The 23367-nt window shown below is 54.8% G+C and carries 23 protein-coding genes and 1 riboswitch; of the genes, 13 read left to right on the top strand and 10 right to left on the bottom strand.

Annotation, left to right across the window (positions count from 1 at the left end):
- The coding region (locus tag TY09_RS08730; protein WP_042433183.1) for an NYN domain-containing protein at positions 1 to 1064 on the top strand (1064 nt) is incomplete at its 5' end.
- A 265-nt stretch (positions 1065 to 1329) separates the two neighbouring features.
- Positions 1330 to 1755 (top strand): HIT family protein, encoded by a 426-nt coding sequence (locus tag TY09_RS08725; RefSeq protein ID WP_042433179.1) that lies wholly within the window; start codon positions 1330 to 1332, stop codon positions 1753 to 1755.
- A gap of 125 nt (positions 1756 to 1880) precedes the next feature.
- Here TY09_RS08725 and TY09_RS08720 read toward each other — a convergent pair whose 3' ends face one another.
- Both TY09_RS08720 and TY09_RS08715 read right to left on the bottom strand, forming a co-directional pair.
- A complete protein-coding gene (locus TY09_RS08720) occupies positions 1881 to 3143 on the bottom strand; it encodes an O-acetylhomoserine aminocarboxypropyltransferase/cysteine synthase family protein (RefSeq protein ID WP_042433177.1) in 1263 nt (420 codons plus the stop codon).
- A gap of 161 nt (positions 3144 to 3304) precedes the next feature.
- The gene (locus TY09_RS08715; protein WP_242841467.1) at positions 3305 to 4339 is read right to left on the bottom strand and encodes a DUF4272 domain-containing protein; all 1035 of its coding nucleotides are present in this window, start codon (positions 4337 to 4339) and stop codon (positions 3305 to 3307) included.
- A gap of 187 nt (positions 4340 to 4526) precedes the next feature.
- Here TY09_RS08715 and TY09_RS08710 point away from each other — a divergent pair, with 187 nt between their 5' ends.
- The 10 genes from TY09_RS08710 to TY09_RS08665 all read left to right on the top strand — a co-directional run bounded on the left by TY09_RS08710 (position 4527) and on the right by TY09_RS08665 (position 11888).
- Complete coding sequence (locus TY09_RS08710) at positions 4527 to 5132, top strand: TetR/AcrR family transcriptional regulator (protein WP_242841466.1); 606 nt, start codon at positions 4527 to 4529, stop codon at positions 5130 to 5132.
- Between the two features lie 6 nt (positions 5133 to 5138).
- On the top strand, positions 5139 to 5627 hold the full coding sequence (locus TY09_RS08705; RefSeq protein WP_042433174.1) for a DUF6323 family protein: 489 nt from the start codon (positions 5139 to 5141) through the stop codon (positions 5625 to 5627).
- Positions 5614 to 6606 carry a DUF6179 domain-containing protein gene (locus TY09_RS08700; RefSeq protein ID WP_042433171.1) on the top strand — a complete coding sequence of 331 codons (993 nt, stop codon included), beginning with the start codon at positions 5614 to 5616 and terminating at the stop codon, positions 6604 to 6606. The genes TY09_RS08705 and TY09_RS08700 overlap by 14 nt, the downstream gene beginning before the upstream one ends.
- A gap of 268 nt (positions 6607 to 6874) precedes the next feature.
- On the top strand, positions 6875 to 7834 hold the full coding sequence (locus TY09_RS08695) for an NAD(P)H-dependent glycerol-3-phosphate dehydrogenase (RefSeq protein ID WP_042433169.1): 960 nt from the start codon (positions 6875 to 6877) through the stop codon (positions 7832 to 7834).
- A gap of 234 nt (positions 7835 to 8068) precedes the next feature.
- On the top strand, positions 8069 to 8545 hold the full coding sequence (locus TY09_RS08690; RefSeq protein ID WP_009064433.1) for a MarR family winged helix-turn-helix transcriptional regulator: 477 nt from the start codon (positions 8069 to 8071) through the stop codon (positions 8543 to 8545).
- 159 nt (positions 8546 to 8704) lie between these two features.
- Positions 8705 to 9625 (top strand): aspartate carbamoyltransferase, encoded by a 921-nt coding sequence (gene pyrB / locus TY09_RS08685; RefSeq protein WP_035317001.1) that lies wholly within the window; start codon positions 8705 to 8707, stop codon positions 9623 to 9625.
- Entirely contained in the window at positions 9619 to 10041 is a 423-nt protein-coding gene (locus TY09_RS08680; protein ID WP_009064418.1) for an aspartate carbamoyltransferase regulatory subunit, read from the top strand. The genes pyrB and TY09_RS08680 overlap by 7 nt, the downstream gene beginning before the upstream one ends.
- Positions 10038 to 10568, top strand: coding sequence for an inorganic diphosphatase (locus TY09_RS08675; protein ID WP_009064398.1), 531 nt, complete (start codon positions 10038 to 10040; stop codon positions 10566 to 10568). Before TY09_RS08680 ends, TY09_RS08675 begins: the two co-directional genes overlap by 4 nt.
- A 248-nt stretch (positions 10569 to 10816) precedes the next feature.
- A complete protein-coding gene (locus tag TY09_RS08670) occupies positions 10817 to 11476 on the top strand; it encodes a YhfC family glutamic-type intramembrane protease (protein ID WP_042433201.1) in 660 nt (219 codons plus the stop codon).
- A complete protein-coding gene (locus TY09_RS08665; RefSeq protein WP_042433165.1) occupies positions 11451 to 11888 on the top strand; it encodes a DUF3887 domain-containing protein in 438 nt (145 codons plus the stop codon). Before TY09_RS08670 ends, TY09_RS08665 begins: the two co-directional genes overlap by 26 nt.
- Positions 11889 to 12174: 286 nt before the next feature.
- On the opposite strand, the gene TY09_RS08660 is transcribed toward TY09_RS08665, so the two are convergent.
- From TY09_RS08660 to TY09_RS08645, 3 genes are all read right to left on the bottom strand, one after another.
- Entirely contained in the window at positions 12175 to 13470 is a 1296-nt protein-coding gene (locus TY09_RS08660) for an O-acetylhomoserine aminocarboxypropyltransferase/cysteine synthase family protein (RefSeq protein WP_042433162.1), read from the bottom strand.
- A gap of 218 nt (positions 13471 to 13688) precedes the next feature.
- Positions 13689 to 14684 (bottom strand): putative ABC transporter permease, encoded by a 996-nt coding sequence (locus tag TY09_RS08655; protein WP_042433159.1) that lies wholly within the window; start codon positions 14682 to 14684, stop codon positions 13689 to 13691.
- A 269-nt stretch (positions 14685 to 14953) separates the two neighbouring features.
- Positions 14954 to 16522, bottom strand: a complete 1569-nt coding sequence (locus TY09_RS08645) for an oligosaccharide flippase family protein (protein ID WP_242841465.1) — start codon at positions 16520 to 16522, stop codon at positions 14954 to 14956.
- 246 nt (positions 16523 to 16768) lie between these two features.
- On the opposite strand from TY09_RS08645, the gene prmA reads away from it, so the two are divergent.
- Positions 16769 to 17689 carry a 50S ribosomal protein L11 methyltransferase gene (gene prmA / locus TY09_RS08640; protein WP_035317004.1) on the top strand — a complete coding sequence of 307 codons (921 nt, stop codon included), beginning with the start codon at positions 16769 to 16771 and terminating at the stop codon, positions 17687 to 17689.
- A 114-nt stretch (positions 17690 to 17803) separates the two neighbouring features.
- Here the strand turns inward: prmA and thiE are convergent, their stop codons facing one another.
- From thiE to TY09_RS08615, 5 genes are all read right to left on the bottom strand, one after another.
- The gene (thiE, locus tag TY09_RS08635; protein ID WP_042433150.1) at positions 17804 to 18439 is read right to left on the bottom strand and encodes a thiamine phosphate synthase; all 636 of its coding nucleotides are present in this window, start codon (positions 18437 to 18439) and stop codon (positions 17804 to 17806) included.
- The gene (gene thiM / locus TY09_RS08630; RefSeq protein ID WP_242841464.1) at positions 18432 to 19295 is read right to left on the bottom strand and encodes a hydroxyethylthiazole kinase; all 864 of its coding nucleotides are present in this window, start codon (positions 19293 to 19295) and stop codon (positions 18432 to 18434) included. Before thiM ends, thiE begins: the two co-directional genes overlap by 8 nt.
- Entirely contained in the window at positions 19258 to 19809 is a 552-nt protein-coding gene (thiW, locus tag TY09_RS08625) for an energy coupling factor transporter S component ThiW (RefSeq protein WP_042433147.1), read from the bottom strand. The genes thiM and thiW overlap by 38 nt, the downstream gene beginning before the upstream one ends.
- 397 nt (positions 19810 to 20206) lie before the next feature.
- Positions 20207 to 20313: riboswitch (TPP riboswitch) on the bottom strand.
- Between the two features lie 30 nt (positions 20314 to 20343).
- Positions 20344 to 22515 (bottom strand): sensor histidine kinase, encoded by a 2172-nt coding sequence (locus TY09_RS08620; protein ID WP_042433144.1) that lies wholly within the window; start codon positions 22513 to 22515, stop codon positions 20344 to 20346.
- Positions 22490 to 23188, bottom strand: a complete 699-nt coding sequence (locus tag TY09_RS08615; protein WP_009061193.1) for a response regulator transcription factor — start codon at positions 23186 to 23188, stop codon at positions 22490 to 22492. The genes TY09_RS08620 and TY09_RS08615 overlap by 26 nt, the downstream gene beginning before the upstream one ends.
- Positions 23189 to 23367: the final 179 nt, after the last annotated feature.

Here is a 23367-nt window from a genome sequence, read left to right as displayed (position 1 = left end):
TACCCGCCGAAAACGTGGGCCGCGCGATGACGGACATTCAGCGTATGGGGGGCAGCTGTGCTCCCCCGGAGCCGGAGGGGGAGCTGACGCTTCTCACCGGCAGCGCCCCCGTTGCGGGGCTGCGCGATTATGGCCGCGAGGTCCTCTCCTATACCCGGGGCCAAGGAAAGCTTGCCTGCTTTTTTCGCGGCTACGAGCCCTGCCGCGATCAGGCGGAGGTAATCGCCGCCATCGGCTATGATCCGGAGCGCGATCTGGAACAGCCTGCGGATTCCATCTTCTGTTCGCACGGAGCGGGTTTTTCCGTCCCCTGGAATCAGGTGTGGGATTACATGCACGTAGAAAGCGGCATTCGCCCCCATGGGGAGAATCGGCAGGCGGAGAGCGCTCCGGAGTCCTCCGCACGGCCGTCTGTCTCTTATACCGGTGCTTTGGAGCAGGACAAAGAGCTGCAGGCCATTTTTGAGCGGACGTACGGCCCGGTCAAGCGGCGTGAACTGCTGCCGCAGAAGCAGTTTTTGCAGGGCACGGAACAGACTGCGAAGCGGGAAGCCATCCGTCCGATCATGACCGGGCCGGAATATCTGCTGGTGGACGGCTACAACATCATTTTCGCGTGGGACGAGCTGAAGGCGGTGGCACGAGAGAGCCTCGACACCGCGCGCAAGCTGCTGATGGATTTGCTCAGCAATTATCAGGGCTACCGCAAATGCGAGGTGATCCTGGTATTCGACGCTTACCGTGTTCCGCGCAATACCAGCGAGGTGCAGCGGTACCACAACATCAGTGTGGTGTATACCAAGCAGACTGAAACTGCCGACGCCTATATTGAAAAAACAACCTACGAGCTGGCCAAGCAGTACCGGGTGCGCGTTGCAACCTCCGACGGTATGGAGCAGATGATCATTCTTGGGCATGGGGCGCTCCGGGTTTCGGCCCGGGTGTTCCATCAGGAGATGGAGATGGTCGGTGGCCAGATCGCAGAGCTGCTGGCACAGATCAACCAGTATGAAAAGTCACATCCCGTGCAGGCAGCCTTTGAAAAAGCGAAGAAAAAAGAATGAACGGAAATCATTGCAAAGAATCCAATAAATCATTGCATTTTAGTTGACGCGGGGTTGCTTCCGATTTATAATTGATTCGAAAAAGGAAATAACTGCCTGATTTGGCAAGAGCGAAAAAACTTTCAAATAGTCCAATTTTTTCAAGCGGCGTGATGCGAATCTGTAAGGAAAAGCATTGCCTTCTCCCCGCCAAAAGTGCGGAGAAATCGTAAATGCTTTTGATAGGATATCGGTATTACAATACAAAACAAAAGGAGCAAATCAAATGGATGCAACGTGCGCATACTGTGTAGAAGGCGAACTGCTGGACAAGTTCGGAATCAAGATCTGCGAGCTGGAAACGTCGAAGGTGTATTTGTTTAAAGAGCAGAGTCACGAGGGCCGGGTGGTCGTGGCCCATAAAAAGCATGTGAGCGAGATGATTGAGCTTTCAGATGAAGAGAGAAACGCCTATTTTGCCGAGGTCAATCGTGTGGCTAAGGCGCTGCATGAGGTATTTCACCCCGAAAAGATCAATTACGGCGCGTATGGGGACACCGGGCACCACCTGCATTTTCATCTGGTGCCGAAGTACCGCGGCGGCGCCGAATGGGGCGGAACGTTTGCTATGAACCCCGATCAGGTTTATTTTGATGAGAAAAAGAATGCAGAGCTGATCGATCGGATTCGTCAGGCTCTGCAGGTAAAATAAGGATCGTACCGAGCGCAGGTTAAAAGGAAAGAAGCTTTTCAACATTTTGAAGAGAAATGTTGAATAGCTTCTTTTACTCTGTTCCGCCTGCGGCAGTTCGCCGCAAGTGTATGGTGCAGCAGCGCTTACACTTTGCTCAGGCTCTGCTCAATATCTTCAATAATATCCTCAACGCTTTCCAGACCGACGGAGAAGCGGATCATACCGGGGTTGATGCCCGCGGCAAACAGCTGTTCTTCGGTCAGCTGGCGGTGTGTGGCGCTGGCGGGGTGCAGCACGCAGGTGCGGATATCCGCCACATGCACTTCAATGGAAGCGAGCTTCAGGCCGTCCATGAATTTGACGGCGTTGTCCTTTCCGCCCTTGATGATGAACGAAATCACGCCGCTCGTTCCCTTCAGGTACTTCTTTGCAAGCGGGTAATACTTGTCGCTCTCCAGCCCCGGGTAGATCACCTTTTCAATCTTGTCGGAGGCCGCGAGATAGTTTGCCACCTCCAGCGCGTTTTTGCAGTAGCGCTCCATCCGCACGGCAAGCGTTTCGAGGCCAAGGTTCAAAAGAAACGCGGAATTTGCCGCCGGGTAGGCGCCGTAGTCGCGCATCAGCTGCATTCTGGCCTTGATAATATAGGCGGCCTTGCCGTAGTTCCCCACATAAGTAATGCCGTGGTACGATTCGTCCGGCTCGGTAAACTCCGGGAATTTGCCGTTGGTCCAGTCGAAATTGCCGGAATCGACAATCACGCCGCCTACCTGCACCGCGTGGCCGTCCATGTATTTCGAGGTGGAATGCACCACGATATCGGCGCCGAACTCAAACGGCTTGCACAGAATCGGGGTGGCAAAGGTATTGTCCATGATCAGGGGGATTTTGTGGCTGTGTGCGATCCGTGCGAACTTTTCGATGTCCAGCACACTCAGGGCCGGGTTTGCGATCGTTTCGCCGAAAATCAGCCTGGTGTTTTCCCGTACCGCGGCGCCGATGGTTTCCTCGTCGGCGTCGGCGTCCACAAAAATGCACTCGATCCCGTAATTTTTCAGGGTGACGGCAAACAGGTTCACGGTTCCGCCGTAAATCTGAGAGGTGCTGATGAAGCTGCCGCCCACCTTGCACAGGTTTAAAATGGCGAGCAGCGTGGCGGCCTGACCGGAAGAGGTGCACATCGCGCCGATGCCGCCCTCCAAATCAGCGATTTTCTGCTCGACCGCCATCACAGTGGGGTTGGCGAAGCGCGAGTAAATCAGGGCTTTGGTCGGTTCGTCGAATACGTCACCGACCTCCTGCGTTGAATCAAACACATAAGTCGTGCTTTGAACGATCGGAACCATCTTCGGCTCTGAATTTTTCGGGGTATACCCGCAGTGGATACATTTGGTTTCGTCCCTCATGCTGTGTTTCCCTCCTGGTCATTGATTCTCTTAATCATACAGCAAGTGCGGATCGTTTTGCAATAAAATCCTACCACATTACTATGATTTCTTTTCAGCCAGGCAATTTTCAAGGGAAAAGCGACATCAACAATTAGAACGCCTGCTCTCATGTTTCGTTTTCAGGTATCGGTTGAAACCGTGTCCCATTCATCGTTATCTGAATTTTTGCCAATCAGCCAGTTTAGCCCCCAATGGCGTTCCATTACTACGCCGGAATCCAACCCTGCGGGCGCCTCCCTGCCGTGAAGACGGGCATTGACGCAGGCCCAGTCATACCGGAAAATCAAATCGGCTTCATCCAGAATTTCGCTCATTTCCCGGGGCCGGGCACTCTCCATCAATTCCTCGAAGCTGCCGCAGGAGCTTACCGCTTCTATCGCAAAATCGCAGTCACAGATCTGATCGGGATATTCCAGGCTGTCCACCAGACCCAGCGCCCAAATCAGCGGCCAATAAGCTTCGTACTTCCAGGCCATGTTCACCGCATCCTGATTGCTTGGCTTGCCGGAGAAGAACATCTGCTCCTTGGGGGTCAATTCGTCCGCAACTCCATAGGTCTCCAGCATCTGCTGAAAAAATTCCTGGGATTTCTTCACATCCTCGCCGCGGGATATGTCGCAGGCCACCTGTATGGTAATCAGGCAGGCAATGGCGCGTTTTGCAATTTCCTGCGGGGTGCGCGGCGTAATTACCGATTCAATGACAGGCAGGTGCTCAATATAAGGAACTCCTTTTTCTTTCAAAATGGAGATCGAGCGTGCCTTGCGCTGCTCCTGCTCCGGGGAAATCTCCTCGCTTTCATAAGGCGGGGCTGTCTGCTGCTTTTGCTGCTCCTCCTGCGCCCGCTGCATCCAGTATGCACGAATCATTTCAACCATGCGAATAGATTTTTCAAGGGCAGTTTTGGCATCGTAGGCTTCCATTTCACTGAACACATGCCCGCAGTGCTCTGTTTCTCCGGGCTCGTAGCCGCCGCATACCCCAAGCAGCCATTTGCCGAGAAGGTTCTTTTTATACTTGAAGATATAGTAATGGTACCCGTGCAGATCGAATTCCCCCGCGCATTCTATTTTGGCGGGCGGCCCACCAAGCTCGTGCTCGTCTGCCAACCATGCAGACATAGCCCGCAGGGCGCTTTGCATTTGATTTTCCATCGGTTTACTCCTTTTGTTTTTCCATATTATGGATATATTACCATATCTTCTCCTGTTTAGGGAAGCGATAGAACGCGTTGTGGGCACAGTGATTTCCCCCCTTTAATGCATTGACAGCGGCCAAAAGGCGTGATACAATCTATTACCACCGGTAATTACCAACGGTAATAGATTGGAGAGAATACGAGTGACTAGCCGGAAACCCATTTCCAGGGAACAGATTATCAATATGGCATTGGAGCTGCTGCGAAACCGGCGCGACGTGCAGAGCCTGAATCTGCGCGAAATCGCGCGGGCCTTAGGCTGCGCCCATACGAATCTGTACAATTATTTTTCGTCCTATCCACAGCTTCTGTGGGAGGCGCACACCGTCTGCATACAGCGGATGTCGGCACAGATCGGCACCGTGGCGGCCGCCGCGCTTGCGCCCAAGTATAAATTGCAGGCGTTTTTTTACGCCGTGGTGCGCGTGTATTTAGATAACACCGGCTGGTTCCGGCTGGCGTGGCTCGAGTATTTGGGGGAGCAGCGCCCCGAAAGCAATACGCTGGCCGTGGCGGCGGCCCGGGAGCAGATGAACCGTGCGGTCGCGCAAATCTGGCGGGAACTGTCCGGTCGGTCGGCTGACGCCGGAAAGCTGGAGGAGGCCGTTCATTTTGTACACTGTTACCTCATCGGGGAAATCTCCAATTATATTTCGGGCCGCCGCGTGATTGAGGATGAGGAAGAGTTTTGTCAGTCTGTTGTTCATCAGGCGGTGCGAAGCACCGTGCTGCTGCTGAGGGAGGAATGATGCGTTTTGGGATTTGAGTTGGGATTTTTGAATCAGGGGCTGATCCAGAGGCAGGCAATCGGGGAAATCATGAAATGCAACGATATGACCGCCCGCTTTGGCCTGGAGCTGACGGAGCGGCAGGCGGCGCATCTTGTGGAGACCCGGGCGTTCGCGCTGAAAACCGCGGGCAGAATCGAATTTGGCGGCGGAGTCATTCAAAAGCTGATTTACGCTTTCTGCGATTCCCCGTACCTGATGGGCCAAAATTATGAATCCACGCTCCACGAACTGGTGGAGCTGTTCTATTATTATAAAAACGAAACGGAGAATCGTTTCAGCGACGACGAGCTGATCGATTTTATGAAGAAGGCATACGACGGCCCCTGCGGAGGCTCTCTGGAGCTTTTGGCCGGGAGGGAGCTGTACCGCCTGGCAGAAAATCTGCGCTGGGGCCGCCCCGCGGATTTTGACAGCGAAGCGCCCGAAGAGGAGGATGAAGATGGACTCTCTTGAACGGATCAGCAGGATCGACCGCTCGCTGCTCAGCGGCGAGCACTATCTTTCTTCCCTGCTGGAGCAGGCCTACCTGACGGAGGTGCTTACCGCACCGCAGATCGAAGCGGTGCAGATGGACTGTCTTTCTGTTCTGGCGCGGCAGACACAGCTTTATAACGGGATGGAGAGCAGCTCTATCCGCGTGGAAGACGCGGAGGGAATCTTGGAATCGGTGCTGTTTACGATCGGCGTCGGTCTGAAGGAATACGAGAACGCAGAGGACGCCGCTCTGGCGCTGATCAATGAAGGAGCCGAGGCTCTGTTTGTGCGCGGGGGCAAAAAAATTGACCGGATGCTGAAAACAACAAAGCTCTTTCACGCCGGCCTTGTCCGCAGGCTGATGGAAACGCCGAACGTGTTTTACCGCTCGACCGTGGAGGACGGCATTAACGGATTTTTTCAGGTGTACCGGCCGCAGTTCGGTGCGCAGCAGATTCACATTACGGCGGATTACCCGCTGCTGCACCCGGTGACCGATCTGGCCGGGATCGAGTTTATCCGGGAATATACAGAGCGTGTGGACTGTGAAAACCAGTTTTGCACCTGCTTTTCGCCGATGGCAATCCATACGCTGCTGTGCGGGCTGCCGGTGGATTACCGGGAACTCCCGCTGAATCTGTGCGGGCCGGTGCTGACGGCGGCGCTTGGGTGCGTGCTGTGCGGGAAAAATTTCTATTCGTTACGCCTTTCGGCGGGGGATTTGGCTGATTTAAAAGAAAAGCTGAACGGCCGGGGAAAATCAGAGCTTCTGCCGCTGCTGCAGGCGGCGTTTGAGAAGATGAGCTTCGCTCTTTCGCTGCGCCAGCGCACGGCGGAATATTTGGCCGCCGCGCTTCCCGGCATTGCGGCAGAAATAGAAAACGCGGTACGTACCGATACCCTGAGCGGGATTTTGCTGATTGCGCGGCTGCCGCAGGGCGGGTATCGTCCCATTTGACCGGAATGAGCGGCGTTGTTTTGGAGAAAATGCTTTCGGGAGCACTTTGCACACAGGCTTTACAGCAAGCCTCAGCTTATTCAAAGAACATGCGGCGGACGCCACAAGCAAAATGATCATACAATTTTGTGGCTGCGCGGCGTTTTGACGGCGAAGGCTTTGATTGACAACACAACGCAAAGGCCCTATGATAAATAAAGTTATGGTTCGAGCTGCCCGGCAGGGCGGCGGGCCAGAGATTTGGGAATGGGAAAAGGAGCAAACACGAATGAAAATAACAGTCATCGGCAGCGGACGTTGGGGCAGCTTTATCGCATGGTACCTTTCGGGGCTGGAAAAGGATGTTACCATCTACGGCAGGCCGACCAGCGAGCAGTTTTCCAAACTGCGGCAGACCCGTACCAACGGGCTTGTCACTTTTTCCGACGCCGTCCTGTTTTGTGATGATCTAAAGCAGGCGCTGGAGGGCGCAGAGATCGTGGTGATCTCGATTCCTTCCCAAAGCCTGCGCGGGCTGATGCAGCAACTGTCGCAGCTTTCGATGGCGGGGAAAACCGTCGTGCTGTGCATGAAGGGCATTGAGGCCTCCACCGGCAAACGGCTGACCGAGGTGGCGGAGGAATTTCTCCCGCCCGAAACCGGTCTGGCGATTTGGGTGGGGCCGGGCCATGTGCAGGATTTCACCGCCGGAATCCCCAACTGCATGGTGATCGACAGCAGCGCCAAGGAAACGAAACAATTTCTGGTGGAGCAGTTTTCCGGCAGCCTGATCCGCTTTTACTATGGGGAAGACCTGCTCGGCAACGAGGTGGGGGCCGCCTCTAAAAACGTGATCGGAATTGCCGCCGGTATGCTGGACGGCCTGAATAAAACGGCGCTCAAGGGCGCGCTGATGTCGCGCGGTACCCGCGAGATTGCGCGGCTGATCAAGGCGATGGGCGGCAACGAGATTTCCGCTTACGGGCTGGCACACCTCGGCGATTATCAGGCGACAGTCTTTTCGCCGTACAGCCACAACCGAGCTTTCGGTGAGCGCTTTGTAAAAGGGGAGCACTACGGCGAGCTGGCGGAGGGCGTCGCCACCACCCGGGCAATGCTTCGCCTGGGGGAACAGTACGGCGTGGAGCTGCCGATCTGCCAGGCGGTGGAAGCGGTAATCCACGGCGGGCAGGCCGCAGACAAAGTGCTTTCTGATCTATTCCTGCGCAGCCAAAAGGCTGAATTCTAAACAAATTACTGAAAAATTTCATTTCCCGCCGCTTTTCACACTGGAAAAACCTGGGCACTTCCTTGACAAAAGCAAAAAACGATTTATACTATTTCATATACTTAACTAATTTGAATCTGCAGTAAAAGGGAAAAACAGTTCTCTCCCCGCCGAAGAAGGGTGGAGAACCGGCATGATTCACTGCTTTTATGAAAATTGGTATGAAGGGTTCACAAACTGGTGGGGAGGGCTTTTATGTCTGCGAAGGATCGAACGGACGAGCTGTTCGGGGTTCTGCATTATCTGAAAAGAGCCAGGGATCTGATTCCTGAGATTCCGGGAGTGCCGCAGGGCGAATTTATGATGATGCACAAGATCCATTGCTGTCTGCAGGAAGGGGAATGCCGGGGAGAGCAGCCCGGCGTGAAGGTGTCCAAATTGAGCGCGCGGCTGGGAATGTCGATGCCGGCGGTGTCTCAGATGCTGAAATCCCTGCAGAAAAAAGGGCTTGTCACCCGCACGGCCGCCACAGACGACCGCCGCGTGGTGTATGTGGCGCTTACCCCGGCGGGGGAAAAAATCTTTTCCGATGCGATCAACCGCTTTTTGGAACGCGTGAACGCGGTGGCGGAGCTGTTTGGGGAAGAGAAAATCCAGCAGATTACCGTTTTGCTGGAGGATTTGGGCCGCGCCATGGAGCGCGTGCGCAAGGACCAGCCCGAAAAATTTTAGCGTATTTCCCGGGCAGGGTATGGACAGCTGTCACTTTTTCCGCTATACTGTTGAAAGAAAAACGGACAAACAATAGCACAGAACAGGCACACTTTGAAAGATCAGGGATTTTCAAGGTGTGCTTCTTTTGAGCGCGCGGGAAAAGAAAGGAAGACCGGAATGAAGCACCTGATAGACCCGTTGGACTTTACGGTGGAGGAAACGCTGGAGCTGCTCGAGCTGGCAGATCAAATCGCGCTGGATTCGTCGCCCTATGCAAAGGCCTGCCGCGGCAAGATTTTGGCCACGCTGTTTTACGAGCCCAGCACGCGTACGCGCCTGAGCTTTGAATCGGCGATGCTGCGTCTTGGCGGCAGCGTGTTGGGCTTCGCCTCTGCGGAGAGCAGCTCGGTGAGCAAAGGGGAAAGTGTAGCGGATACCATCCGCGCGGTTTCGTGCTATGCGGATATTTGTGCCATGCGTCACCCCAAAGAGGGCGCGCCGCTGGTGGCGTCGCATTATTCCGGCATTCCGGTGATCAACGCGGGCGACGGCGGACACCAGCACCCCACCCAGACGCTGACGGATTTAATGACGATCCGCCGCAAAAGGGGGCGCCTGGATCAAATGACCATCGGTCTGTGCGGGGATTTGAAATTCGGGCGCACGGTGCATTCGCTCATGAAATCCCTGGTGCGCTTCGGCGACATCCGCTTTGTGCTGATTTCGCCCGAGGAGCTGCGCGTGCCGGATTACATCATGCAGGATGTTCTGCTGGCGCACAACGCGCCGTACCGGGAAGTGGAAACGCTTGAGGAGGCCATGCCCGAGCTCGACATTCTGTATATGACCCGCATTCAGAAGGAACGCTTTTTCAACGAAGAGGATTATGTCCGTCTGAAAGACAGCTGCATTTTAACCGCGGACAAGCTCCGCGCGGCCAAAAGCGACCTTGCGGTGCTGCACCCGCTGCCGCGCGTCAACGAAATCACGGCGGAGGTCGACAGCGACCCCAGAGCCGCCTATTTTGAACAGGCGCAGAACGGCGTTTATGTCCGAATGGCATTGATCCTGAAGCTTTTGGAGGTGGCGGCATGCTGAACATCGACAGTCTGGAACACGGAATCGTCATCGACCACATTCACGCGGGCTCCGCAATGAAAATCTATCATCTGCTCGGGCTCGATTCCCTCGACTGCAGCGTGGCGATCATCAAAAACGCCAAAAGCAGCAAATTCGGAAAAAAAGACATTATTAAGATTGAGGGAAAAGCAGATTTGAACCTTGACATTCTGGGGGTAATAGACCATAATATTACCATCAATGTGATTGATATGGGGAAAATCGTTGAAAAAAGAAGCTTGGAGCTTCCAAAGCAGGTGACGAATGTGATCCGCTGCAAAAATCCGCGCTGCATCAGTAACGCGGAGGAGGGCGTTGATCATATTTTTCGGCTTTGCAATGAAAAATCGCAGCTTTATCGCTGCATATACTGTGAACAGGAGTTTCAAAAATGAATATTTGGCATGACATGTCTCCCAAAAGGATCAACCCGTCCGATTTTATCGCGGTGATCGAAATTTCCAAGGGCAGCAAGAAAAAGTATGAGCTTGACAAAGAAACCGGCCTGATTATTCTGGACCGTATTCTGTATACTTCGACTCACTACCCGGCCAACTATGGCTTTATTCCCAGAACCTACGGCGATGACCGTGACCCGCTGGATGTTCTGGTGCTTTGCTCCGAACCGCTGGAGCCCCACACCCTGGTGCGCTGCTTCCCCATCGGTGTCATCTCGATGCTCGACGGCGGCCGCAACGACGAAAAGATCATTGCAATCCCCTTCAATGACCCTACCTACAATCAGTATCAGGATATCAGTGAGCTGCCTACCCATATCTTTGACGAGATGTCTCATTTCTTCCGGGTTTACAAGGAACTCGAGAATAAAGAAACCGCCGTTAAAGAAGTCAGCGGCCGTGAGGAAGCTGTACGGATCATCGAGACTGCGCTGGACAGCTATGTCGAAAATTTTTGCAAATAAAAAACGAGGATGATCTTTCGGAGAAACCCGGCAGTGGATTGGATTCGGGAGGAGTTTCACAATAGATAGAAGTGTCCGGCTTTTCGGCGGAGGGTTCCGCCGCCCTGTTGTGTTTCGCCGGGATTCACGAGAGATACCAGACGTTTTTTTCGCTGATCGGCGCTGGTGTCGGCGTCCCGCTTTTGCGGGGCTTGTCGGCAGCCAGAGTGCGATCGGCGTTTTTTTATGAGCAGAAAGGTGGGAAGACAATGCCGGATTCGCCAAAAACAAGTCGCAGTCATAGGGTTATCCAATATTTGCTGTGGTTTGTGCTGGGAGCCGCCTGCTTTTCCGTTTCACAGCCGCTGCTGCGTATCCCGCTGCTGGGGCTGCTGAATCACAGCATGTGGTTTACCATGTTCAGCACGCTGCACCCTGTTTTGGCTGTGGTGCTCATCGGCTTTTCCGCCGGTGTGTTCGAAGAGGGCTTTCGCTTTCTGTTCAAGTGCTTTCTGCTTCGCCCGGAAAAATGCACCATCGCGCAGCCGCTGCTGTTCGGCCTTGGCCACGGCGGGATAGAGGCCGGGCAGATTTTGATTCCCCTGTTGATGCAGGGATACACTTTCAGCGTTTTGCACATGGCCCTGATTGAGCGTGTGCTCGCAATGCTGCTGCATCTGATCCTGACGGTGATCGTTTGGAACGGCTTTCAGACGGGACATCGGTTCCGTTATCTGGCCGCGGCGATTGTTCTGCACGGACTGGTGGATTCCGTTCTGCCGCTGCTTGCGCGCGGCGGAATGCAGGTGGCCTATGTCGAACTGATCTTTGCCGGAATGGTGTTGTGCGCCGGGGCCTATGCCGTTTTGTCCCGGAAGCTTTATTTGCAAGGAGGAACAGAGAATGAAGAAGAAAACGCAGAAGCTTAAAAAGATGTTTGTCTTTGGAACCGTGCTCGTGCTGTGTTTGGCACTGCTCACTGCATGCAGCGGCGGGCAGAAAAAACTCTCTGACGATTTTGATCAGGATAAGGTTCAGGAGGCAACGACAAAGGTGATCGACGCGGTCAACGCAAAGGACAGCGACGCCCTGCGGGAAATCAGTGACGACACAATGAAGTCGGCCCTGACCGACGATGCGCTTGCCGCGGTGTACAAGGCGATCGGTGAAGGCGGCGCGTTTCAGGAGATCAAAGAGGTCAATATTGCCGGCGCCTCAGACAAAAACACCAAAGAGGATTACGCCGTGGCCGTAGCCAGAGCCCAATATGAGAAAAAGGCCTTTATCTATACCATTTCCTTTACAAAGGACATGAAGCTGGCGGGCTTGTATTATAAATAATCGGATCTTTGATAAAAATGAGGAATCGCGGTTGCCGTCTATTCCTTACCGAAGGCGGGGGAAAAGATAGCTGAGTTTCCCTTTTGAGCCGAAGCCTGAATTCAAAGACAATATCGCGATCAAAAGCGCGGGCCGGTTCAGCGGCCCGCGCTTTTCTGCATGTTAAAGCAAAACAGAACCGGCGTTCCCCAATGGCAGGGAACGCCGGTTCTGACTATTTTACAAAATTGGAGGAATATAGAAAAAGTGTCCGGAAAAAGCTGGTTTAAAAGAAATAAGTTGGAGTTCAGATCGTATCGAATGCCTGCTGCAAATCGTAAATGATATCGTCAATGTGCTCGGTGCCGATGGAAAGACGGATCGTATTGGGCTTGATTCCCTGATCCAGCAGTTCTTCCGCATTCAGCTGCGAGTGTGTGGTGGAGGCGGGATGAATGACCAGCGATTTTACGTCTGCTACGTTCGCCAGCAGGGAGAACAGCTGCAGATTATCGATGAATTTTGTGGCTTCTTCCGAGCCGCCCTTCACCTCGAAGGTGAAGATGGAACCGGCGCCGTTCGGGAAGTAACTCTCATACAGCGCATGATAGGGGCTGTCGGGCAGAGCGGGATGATTGATATGCTCCACCTTGGGATGGTTTTTCAGAAAATCGAGCACCTTCAGCGAGTTTTCCACATGGCGTTCTACGCGCAAGGAGAGAGTCTCCAGCCCCTGCAAAAGCAGGAAAGCGTTGAACGGGGAAATCGCGCTGCCGGTATCGCGCAGCAGAATCGCGCGGATTCTTGTGACAAATGCCGCCGCACCCACGTCGCGGGAAAAGCTCAGGCCGTGGTAGCTCGGGGTGGGTTCGGTCAGGCCCGGGAATTTGCCGGAAGCAGCCCAGTCGAATTTGCCGGAATCAACGATCACGCCGCCGAGCGTCGTGCCGTGTCCGCCGATGAACTTGGTGGCGGAGTGGATCACAATGTCCGCGCCGTATTCAATGGGGCGGAACAGGCTGGGCGGGGTAAAGGTGCTGTCGATCAGCAGCGGGATACCGTGCTTATGGGCGATCCCGGCCACAAGCTCCACATCGATAATGTTCGAGTTGGGGTTGCCGAGGCTCTCGATAAAGATCGCCTTGGTGTTCTCCTGAATGGCGGCTTCAAAGGCGCCCTCTTCGTCCGGGTCCACAAAGGTGGTGGTAATGCCGTACTGCGGCAGAGTATGTGCAAACAGGTTATAAGTACCGCCGTAAATCGTTTTGGCAGAAACAATATGGTCACCGGACTGCGCCAGGTTCAGGATGGAGTACGTGACGGCCGCTGCGCCGGACGCAACCGCCAAAGCGGCGATACCGCCTTCCAGAGCGGCAATTCTCTTTTCAAATACATCCTGGGTGCTGTTTGTCAGCCGGCCGTAAATGTTTCCGGCGTCTGCCAGCCCAAACCGATCCGCCGCGTGCTTGCTGTTTCTGAATACGTAAGAGGTAGTCTGATAAATCGGTACGGCTCTCGCATCAGAAGCGGGGTCGGGCTGCTCCTGGCCGACGTGCAGTTGAAGTGTTTCAAATTTCCATTGATGCTTTGTCTGATTGCTCATTCAAATTCTCCTCTTCTATTTTATGATTTATCGTTGTCAATATGGGAACAGCCGCACATTCGACAACGAACCAATTGGCAGAAATCAGAGGAATATAGTTTCATAGCGGACAGCTCCCTTCAGCTAATAAATTAAACATATATACTTAATATGTTATTGTGCTTTTAGTATACTGTCTGATGGGAGGAATGTCAATCCTTTTTTGAAAAAATTTGTATTTATTCTTTTTTGTCTTCAGATTCGCTCTCGGATTCGCTGCCGGAGCCGCGCACCCGCTTGCGGGCCGCAGCGGCGGCCTGGCGAAAGCGCTGGAAAGATTCCGGGCTTTGAATCGAACGCATGTGGGGGAATGCCTCCATAATTCTGCGGTGCATGGGGTGCGTCTGCGATTCCAGGTATTCCTGCTTGTCTTGCAGCATGCGCAGGCGAATCCGATTCTCGTCGTTGACAAAATCCAGAATCGAGTTGCGCAGGCGCTCAATGCTTTCTGTTTTGACGTCGTCCGTTTTCAGGCGTAGTTCTTCCAGTGCCTGCCGCAGGCTGAGCAATGTTTCCGATTTGAGCTCATCCGCTTTGTCGCGCAGCTCGTCCAAGGAATGCTCCAGCCCGGCCAGGTTGGTTTCTGCCACGGCGGCGGTGCGTTCGCGGATTTCATCCAGTATCGTCTGCAACTGCGCCAGCTTGCCGTTCATGCGCAGGATACCGATGGTGGTAACGGTGCCGTCCAGAATAAAGTAGACGAACAGCCCGCCTGCCAGCGGGAAGGATACGATGCGCGGAATGGCGGTCAGCAGCGAGCTGATCAGCGGGTGCAGCACCTCCAGCACCAAGGTGGACATCACCCCGAACAGCAGCGAATTCATCAGGCAGACGCGCCCGTGAATCTGATATTTATGGTTCGAGTAATCCCACCACGAGGTGTGGAACAGCTTCTCTAACAGGACACTGGTCACATACTCCAAAACGGAGGTCAGCAGTGTCGCGGTGAAAAACAGCACAATCAGCTCCAATGGGAACTCGAAAACTCCCAGCAGCGGAGAAAGCACCGCCAGAATCAACAGCGCGCCAAAACCGTATACCGGGCAGAACGGGCCATTTAAAAAGCCGCGGTTGATCCAGCGCTTTTGGGGCATGGAACAATAAATACTCTCGCACAGCCAGCCGATCATGCTGTATACGGAGAAAAATAATATCAGTTTGACAAAGGTCTGCATAGAAAATCCTCTTTCTGCTGAAATGAAAAAATGAAGTTTCTTAGACCGTCATAGCGCCGCACAGCCGCAAAACCGCTGATATTCCCTGCTGTGCTTCTGTGTGCCCGCAGGGCAGCCGCGCCGCAAATTTGGGTCACATCCCAAAGAATGCTTCCCCTTTTGCAGCGCTTGCCGCTTTGTCCTGCGCGGGATTTGACGATCCGCATGTTCTTCAACATGCACAGAAACAAAGTTTCTGTCTTTCAGTTTAGGGAGTTGCGCAGAATTTGTCAATCTGCATTTGCTCTTGCCGGGCCTGCTGTCGGGCGGTGACCGGTTAAGGAGTGAATCCAGCGGATGTCCTCGCGACCAAGGCTGCCGCACAGAAACAGAAAACCGGCGTAGAGCGGCGGAGTCACGCATACCTGCAGAATCACGCACTGGTACGGCAGAAAGAAAGAAAAAGGAGAAAATCGCAGCAAAAGGATAACGAGCGAAACAGAAAGCGCCATGCACAAAAGGGGCTTTACCACCCAGTCGACCATCTGAATCGGCACCCGCGCCACCTTGATCAGGCGGTGGATGCTTAGGCTGGCGTTGAAAATCGTGCTGAAAAACACGACTACGATATAACCCTTCAGGCCCCAGACGGGAATCAGCGAATAGATCAGCACCACGCGCAGTGCGGAATCGGAAAGATTGTATTTGAGCGAGCTCATCTGCTGGTCGAGTCCCTTCAGGATGCTGTCCACAATGCCGTCCAGGTACATCAGGGGAACCAGCGGCGCGAGAATGCGCAGCAGAATGCCCGTCTGCTCGTTTTTGTAAAAAGTCAGACCAATGTCCCGGGAAAAGCCGAGAAAAATCCCCATGATCAAAAAGGAAAACAGCAGGGTCATCTGCATCGCGCGCCCGGTGGCGCGCGCGATGGCGCGGCTTTTCCCCGCGGCGTTTGCCTCCGCCATTTCGGGTACCAAAAGCGCCGCCAGCGCAGAGAGCAGCGCCGCCGGAAAATACAGCACCGGCATCACCATTCCCTGAATCACGCCGTACTGCGCCATGGCGCTAACCGCGTTTGAGCCGTTCTTGCGCAGGCCTGTGGGGATCAGCAGGTTTTCCACAGCGCTTAAAATATTCCTAGCGGTGTAGCCGGTCATCGAGGGCAGGGCAATGCGCAGAATGCCCCACAGCGCCCCTTTCCCGCGCGCACGGTGGCCGTGCAGGCGGCGCACATCCCACAGGTACAGAATCCCGTTATAAAGGCAGGATACCATTTCTCCGGCGGTGGAACCAAGCATCAGAACCAGGCACGCACCCTCCAGCGTCTGCGGGGCCAGCAGGGCAAACAGCCCCACCGCGATGCCGATGGTTGCGAGCTGCTCCAGTATTTCTGCCGTGGCAGGACGCAGGGCCTTGCGCATCGCGATAAAATAGCCGCGCAGGCTGGCCGAAATCGCCATAAAGGGGAGCCCCGGCGCGAGCATTTGCAGCGGTCGGGCGGCGGAGGGCTCATTCAGCAGCACGTCTGCGATCGGCTGGGCGAGGAGGTACAGCACCGTCATGGCGATGAGGCTCAGGGTGAGCGAACAGGCGATTCCCTTTCGCACCGCGCCCTTGGCGTAACCCGGGTCGTCTTTGGCCATGGCTTCGGCCACCAGCCGGGTAACGGCCAGACTGATTCCCGAGGTGGAAATGGTGATCGCCAGGATGAAGACGGAGAAAATCAGCTGGTAAAGGCCCAGCCCGGCCGCGCCGATGTGATCCGAGATAAATACGCGGTAGCCGATGTTCAGCATCCGCATAAAAAGCGATCCGGCGGTCAGGATCAATGTATTGATGAGAAAAATGCGTTTATTCATAAGGCAAAGCACCATTCCTGTTCCAAATCATTCCATGGGTGTATGGTCAAATGTATTCGTCCGCAAGGGAAAAATATGTATAGGCAATTTACTTTCAGAATGACTGCGGTACCAATCAAAACGCAGCTTCTTCTCTCGACCTTGGCCTGGGAAGGAACGAATCGCTTTTTTAAAGCGGCGTTACTATACAATTTCTGCGCAATCGTGTACAATAAGGAGCAGAACAGAAAGGGGAGCCAAAAGAAGATGGAATGGACAGAAGTGACAATCACCGTGCCGGCCGAATCGGTGGATTTGGCGGGGGACATTGCCCAGATGGTGGTGCCCTACGGTATTTATATTGAGGATTACTCGAATCTGGAGCAGGAAGCCTGGGAGATCGCCCACATTGATTTGATCGATGAAGACCTGCTGAAAAAAGACCGCACCAAGGCGCTGGTGCATGTGTATATCGACCCGAAAGAAAATCCGTCGGAGGCGGTCGCGTTTTTGAGCGAACGCTACCGCGCAGAGGGGATTCCCTTTACCATTGATACCAGTGCCTGCCTGGAGGAGGACTGGATCAACAACTGGAAAAAATATTTTAAGCCGATGCCGGTAGGCAATCGCCTGTTGATCCGCCCCACATGGGAAGAAGAATACGATGCGGGCGACCGCGCCGTGCTGCATCTGGAACCGGGTGTGGCGTTCGGAACCGGTACGCACGAAACGACCCGCCTGTGCATGGAGCTGCTGGAGGACTATGTAACGCCGGGCTGCGAGATGCTCGACGTCGGCTGCGGCAGCGGGATTCTGTCCATCGCTGCGCTGTTGCTCGGCGCACAGCGCGCAGTCGGTGTGGATATTGACGAGGCGGGCGTTCGCACCGCGGTGGAAAACGCGCGCATCAATGGTTTGTCTGACCGTTTTACCGGGATTCACGGCAACCTGACGGATAAGGTGCATGGCACGTTCGATGTGGTCGCCGCGAACATTGTGGCGGATGTGATCATCCTGTTGACCAGTGACATCCGGCAGTTCTTAAAGCCCGGCGCGGTGTATCTCGTCAGCGGGATCATCGATACGCGCGAGCAGGACGTGCTTTCAGCCGTGGAGAAGGAGTTCGAGATTCTTCAGCGCCGCGAGGAAAAAGGCTGGGTGGCGATGGCGCTGCGGAGCAAAGAATAACAAATCATCATTACGCATCGTAATAAACAGGCGCGCTTTCCAAAAGGAAAACGCGCCTGTTTATTACTGAATGTATATTTTGTGCTGATATAGACAGATGGGAAAAAATCGGCGTCAGCTTTGGGAGGCCAAAAGCTCTGTTACCTTTGCTCTCAGCTCTGCCGCCGCCCGGCAGGGGTCGGCTGCCTTCATCACAGCGGAAACGACGGAGATGCCCGCGATCGGAACGCCCCGCAGAATATCGCAGTTCCCTTCATTCAGGCCGCCGATCGCCGCCACGGGAATGGAAACGCTGCGGCAAATCTCGCCTAAAGTGGAAACCGAGGTCAAAACCGTTTTTACCTTTGTGGTGGTCGGGTAAATCGCGCCGACGCCAAGGTAGTCCGCACCCTCCCGGGCGGCCTTTTGCGCCTGCTCCACCGTTTTAGCGGTAGCCCCCACGATTTTGCCCGGGCCAAGCAGAGTGCGGGCAGCAAAAACGGGTAGGTCGCTTTGCCCCACGTGTACTCCTGCTGCGTCTACCGCGGTGGCAACATCCGCCCGGTCGTCGATGATCAGGGGAATATGATACCGGTCACTGATGCTTTTGACCTTTCGCGCCAGCTCGAAATACTCCCGTCCGGATTTCTCTTTCTCCCGCAGTTGAAGCAGGGTAATTCCGCCCCGGCAGGCCTGCTCTATCTTCTCGAGGAATATCGGTTCTTCCAGACCGGTGCTGTCGGTTACCAAATAAAGTGTCAGGTCAAGCATGTTCCATCCTCCCGCTGTAAACAGTGCAGTTTACGGTTTCTTCGAGCTGCCGGTCGGTGAGCAGATGCAGCAGATCCATCAGGCGCAGAAAAAAGCTCGACGGGCCCTGATACTCCTCTTGTGCCAGCTCGCCGCACACTCCAAAATAAGAGACCGCCAGCAGCGCGGCATTCAGCGGTTCTCCGCCGGCCAAAAAGCCGGCAGTGAGAGCGCCAAGCATGCAGCCGGTGCCGGTAAGCAGCGACATTGTTTCGCAGCCGTTTCTAAGTATATAAGCCCTGCGGCCATCGGTCACCAGGTCGATCGCGCCGGTGCAGGCGATCACCGCGCCGGTATCAAGCGCAAGCTGCGCCAGCATGGCGATGTGTTCGTCCAATGAGTCTTCGGTCACGCGGTCCTGTTCCCCCGCATCGACGCCCTGGGCGTGGCTGGGTAGACCCGCCAGCGCCCGCAGCTCCGAGCTGTTGCCCTTGACCACACAGGGACGGCACTCCCGGATGAAATCGCGGGCAAAGGAAAGCCGGGGGCTGCTGCAGGCAACGCCCACCGCGTCGATGACGCAGGGGATGCTTTTTTCCAGAGCCGTTCTGCCCGAAATCATCATGGCCTCCATACGCGAAGCGCTGATGTTCCCCAAATTGACGGCGAGCGCCCGCGCCTGTGCGGTGATCTGCGCGGCCTCCGGCGGGTATTCCGCCATGATCGGCCGGGCCGAAACCGCCAGCAGGGTGTTGGCACAGTCTCTCATCGAGATCGGGTTCGTGATGCAGTGGATCAGCGGCTTCTCACGCTGCACACGGTGCCGAATCTGCAGCAGCTCAGACATTGTGAATGTTGCTTTTATGGGATTTGTCATACACCTTCGCCCCCAATTGCTTTTGAATGGAAGTGAGCATTCCCGTCTTGGCCAGAGCGCTCAAAAACAGGAACGCAATGCTGCCGCCGATCAGCGTTCCCCCCAGGAACAACGGGATGTAAAAGGCCCAGCCGATGCCCTGCTTGCCGACCAGCAGCGTCATCACCGGGTAAGAAACCAGCGCGCCGATGATGCCGGTGCCGATGATTTCACCGATCACGGCAAAAATCAGCTTGCCGCCCGAAAGGCGGTACAAAATCCCCGAAAGAGCGGCCCCGAAAATAGCGCCGGTGAGTGCCAGCGGGGGAATGCCCATGAGCGTCATGCGCAGAATCCCGATGGTAAAGGCGCACGCAAAAGCGTAACCCGGCCCCAGAAAAACAGCGCACACAATATTGATCAGGTGCGCCATAGGGCACATCCCCTCAATGCGCAGAATGGGGGAGATCACTACCCCGATCGCTACCATCATTGCAAGCATGACAAGCTTTAAAAAACGCGGACTTTCTTTCATAACATCATTCTCCTCAACAAATAGAGTTGTGCCACTTGAAAAGCGGATGATTTCTTCCCCGCCGTAGGCAGGGGAAGAAATCATTGTACTTATATCAGGCCATTTCAAAGTGGATTGGATGAAACCATATTGTTGATCGGAGCAGTAAGCCGGCCCGTCAGGGCGCAAAAAAAGACAAAGAAACAGCAAGCCGGTACGGCGCCAACCCAATATTGGCGGTCGAAGCTCAAAAGCTTCCTCTCAACCCGAAACACGGGCTCCCTCGCTATTTCATTGTCTTGTGTTACCGGTACAGGGCGCTCCCCCTCTGCCGGGGCGCCTGCTTTGGATGGGATCGTCCGGTTCGCGGCGAATCAAAACGGGCGGCGCCAGGTAAGGCGCCGCCCGAATCACATGTTGTGGTGTCAGCATAACTCCCTACGTTGGCATAATCCAAATCAGGTCAAGGGTCAAAGGTCGGTTCCTTTTTCTCAGCCCGAAACACGGGCTCCCCTGTTATTTCCGGTTTAGTATAGCACAGCCTTCTGTCTGCTGTCAAATCGGTTCATCCGATTTGACAGTCTCCGGATTTTCCGTTTCCTGCGTTTTCTGCCAAAGCTCCCCGGGCTGCGCTTCCTGCTCTTCAGAATAAGTTTGATCCTCGTTTTGCAGCGAGGCTTCCTGTTCTTCCGGCTGCGGCTCGGGAATCACCGGGAACGAAACGACAGCGCTGAAGAGATCGGCGTCCGTGCTGATGGAGAAGTTTCCGCCGCAGGCTTCGGTAAAGCTTTTGGCGATCGAAAGCCCCAGGCCGGAGCCGTCGGTGCTGCGGGATTCATCGCCCCGCACAAAGCGCTCGGTCACATCGGGCAGATTATCCAGGGCAAAGCGAGAGGTGTTTTTGATCTGCGTGAGAGCGGTGCCGTCCTGCACCGTGAGCTGAATGAACACGCGCGAGCCCTCCAGCGAGTACTGCAGCGCGTTGCGGATCAGGTTCTGGAAAACGCGGTACATCCGGTTGCCGTCGGTCAGAACATAAACCGGCTCCTGCGGCAAATCGAGGCGGAGCGCCAGATGCGCGGCCGCGACGGACTCTTCCATATCGGCCAGTGTCTGTTGAATCAGCTTCTGCAGAATCAGCGGCTCGGGGTGCAGTTCAATGTTTCCGGTGCTGGCTTTTGATACCTCAAAAATATCCTGCACCATTTTCTTTAGGCGGTCGGCCTTTCCGGCCAGAATCTCAATATAGTCCTGCACGTGCTCGGGCAGATCGCGCTCCTGCCGCAGCAAGCCGATGTAGTTGATGATCGAGGTCAGCGGTGTTTTGATGTCGTGTGAAACGTTGGTGATCAGCTCTATCTTCATGCGCTCCGCCCGCACCTGATCCTCCACCGCGTGGCTGATGCCGGACTGAATGCTGTTCAGGTCTTCGGCTGCAGGGGCCAGGGCCGATTCCGCGCGGAATGTGAGCGGCGGGGTATCGGCGCCGGCTTTCATTTCCGAAATCTGGTCGGTCAGCCTTGCAAAGTCGGTGAGAATTCCGGCAAAATACCGAATGTACAGCAGCAGAATAACCGCTGCCGCCGCGGCTGTAATCCATGCGCCGAGGGAAGAGGGGATCACCCGGAAAATCCAGAACAAAACGCCCTCCGCCGCGGCAAACAGGGCAAAACTGCTCATCATGCGCTGTTGGAAGCGCTTTTTCATCTGGTGCGTCAGGTACCAGCTTTTCGTGCTGCGGTAGCTGTTGTGCTGGTAAACATGGGGATTATAGCGAATATCGTTGAGGAGGAACAGCAGCGTCCAGAACAGCAGCAGCAGGGGGAAGAGCGTTTCCTTGACGCTCTCCTTTTCCAGAAACGGCTGCGCACAGAACCATGTGACCCAGCCGAGAAACAGCAGCTTGATTTCAAACCAGACTTCCCCGCTGATCTGCGCAAGCTGACGGTCCACCTCTGCCTTTCTGTCGCGGGAAAACAGGTAGAAAACGAACATCAGAAGGGCCAGCACCAGCGCCGCCGCGCCGCCGAACCAGAGCATCTGCAGCGAAAACAGCTCACTGGCCGCGTCTGAAAGTACGGCGGAATCACGGTCGGTGCGCAGATTCGGCGCAACGACCATTACCAGCGAAAGATCGGAGAGATCGGAGTACTCCTCCCAGAACTCCCCGTCTTTATCGGCCAATTTGGAAAAATAAGTGCGGTAGCCGTCTGAATCGATCATTGCGTCGGTGTCGTATACGCGCACTCCGTCCCGCTCAATGACCAGACTGTCGCCGTCAAACAGCAGCATGTAATTGTAGCCCTCAGGCGCGCCCATTAGGTAGCTTTGCAGCAGCCGGGTATTGCGTGCGCTTTCCGGGTCGGTGGAGCCGGTGTTGCTCAGTGTGTCGCGCGAATCCTCCTGAGCGAACAGCAGAATGTTCGAGGTTTCCCATTTTAAATTCGGGTAGGTTTTGGAAAAGCTTCCCCGCTGCTCCCTGTCCGCCAGGTCAGTCAAAGCGGCGTAGACGATCTGACTGACGTCCTCGCGGAACGCGACGGTTTCCTGCGGGTTGTCGTCCAGAGCGGTCTGCAAAGACTGCTTGGCCTGCGCTACCGCGCTCCCGCCGGAAAAAAACGTCTGCAGAGCGGCTGCGGCCGCCGTGAACAGAATGCTCACGCTCAGAACAAAGCACATCCAGCTGAGCAGGTTCGCTCTTTTATGGTTTGTCGATTTTGTATCCAATCCCCCACACCACCTTCAAATATTCGGGTTCCTTCGGGTTGATCTCAATTTTCTCGCGAATGCGGCGGATGTGTACCATCACGGTGTTTTCAGCCGAAAAAGCCGGCTCGTTCCAAACGCGCCGATAGATTTCTTCCGCCGGAAAAATCCGGCCGGCGTTTTTCATCAGCAGCTCCACGATCTTTGTTTCGGTGGCGGTCAGCCGCACCGGCTCGCCGTCGGCTGTGAGCGTGTGGTTATCCGTGTCAAAGGTCAGGCGGCCGATCGTAATCAGGTTCTGCGCCGTCGAGTTGATATCCCCCAGGGTGGTGTAGCGCCGCAGCTGCGATTTTACCCGCGCTACCAGCTCCTGTGGATTAAAAGGCTTTGTAATGTAATCGTCCGCGCCCATAGAAAGGCCCAGAATCTTGTCGCTGTCCTCCGATTTGGCGGAAAGCACAATGATCGGCAGATTGCGGGTTTCGCGGATTTTCAAAATCGCGGCCAAACCGTTCTGCCGCGGCATCATCACATCGATCAGGATCAGATGGATGTTCCGGCTCATGGCAAAATCCACAGCTTGTACACCATCGTATGCGCACAGTACGTCGTAGCCCTCTTTTTCCAGATAAATCGAAATGGCCCGAACGATTTCCTTGTCGTCGTCCACGACCAGAATGCATTGTTTTTCCATCTCCGATTTTCCTCCAAACAATTGTTACAGGAACTTGACCGGATGTTCAAGGGACATAGGTTCCTTTTTTTATCTTAGTATAAAAAACTGACAAATTTGAGGCAGTTTTCTTACAGCTCTCTTACGATTGCCACAAGGCTCTTCCCATCGCCCAAAGGATGTGCTTTGATGAGGATGGA

The sequence above is a fragment of the Faecalispora jeddahensis genome, assembly GCF_000577335.1.
GTDB classification, from domain to species: domain Bacteria; phylum Bacillota; class Clostridia; order Oscillospirales; family Acutalibacteraceae; genus Faecalispora; species Faecalispora jeddahensis.
The sequence above is the reverse complement of the archived record's forward strand: the minus strand, read 5'-3'. Positions and strand labels throughout refer to the sequence as shown.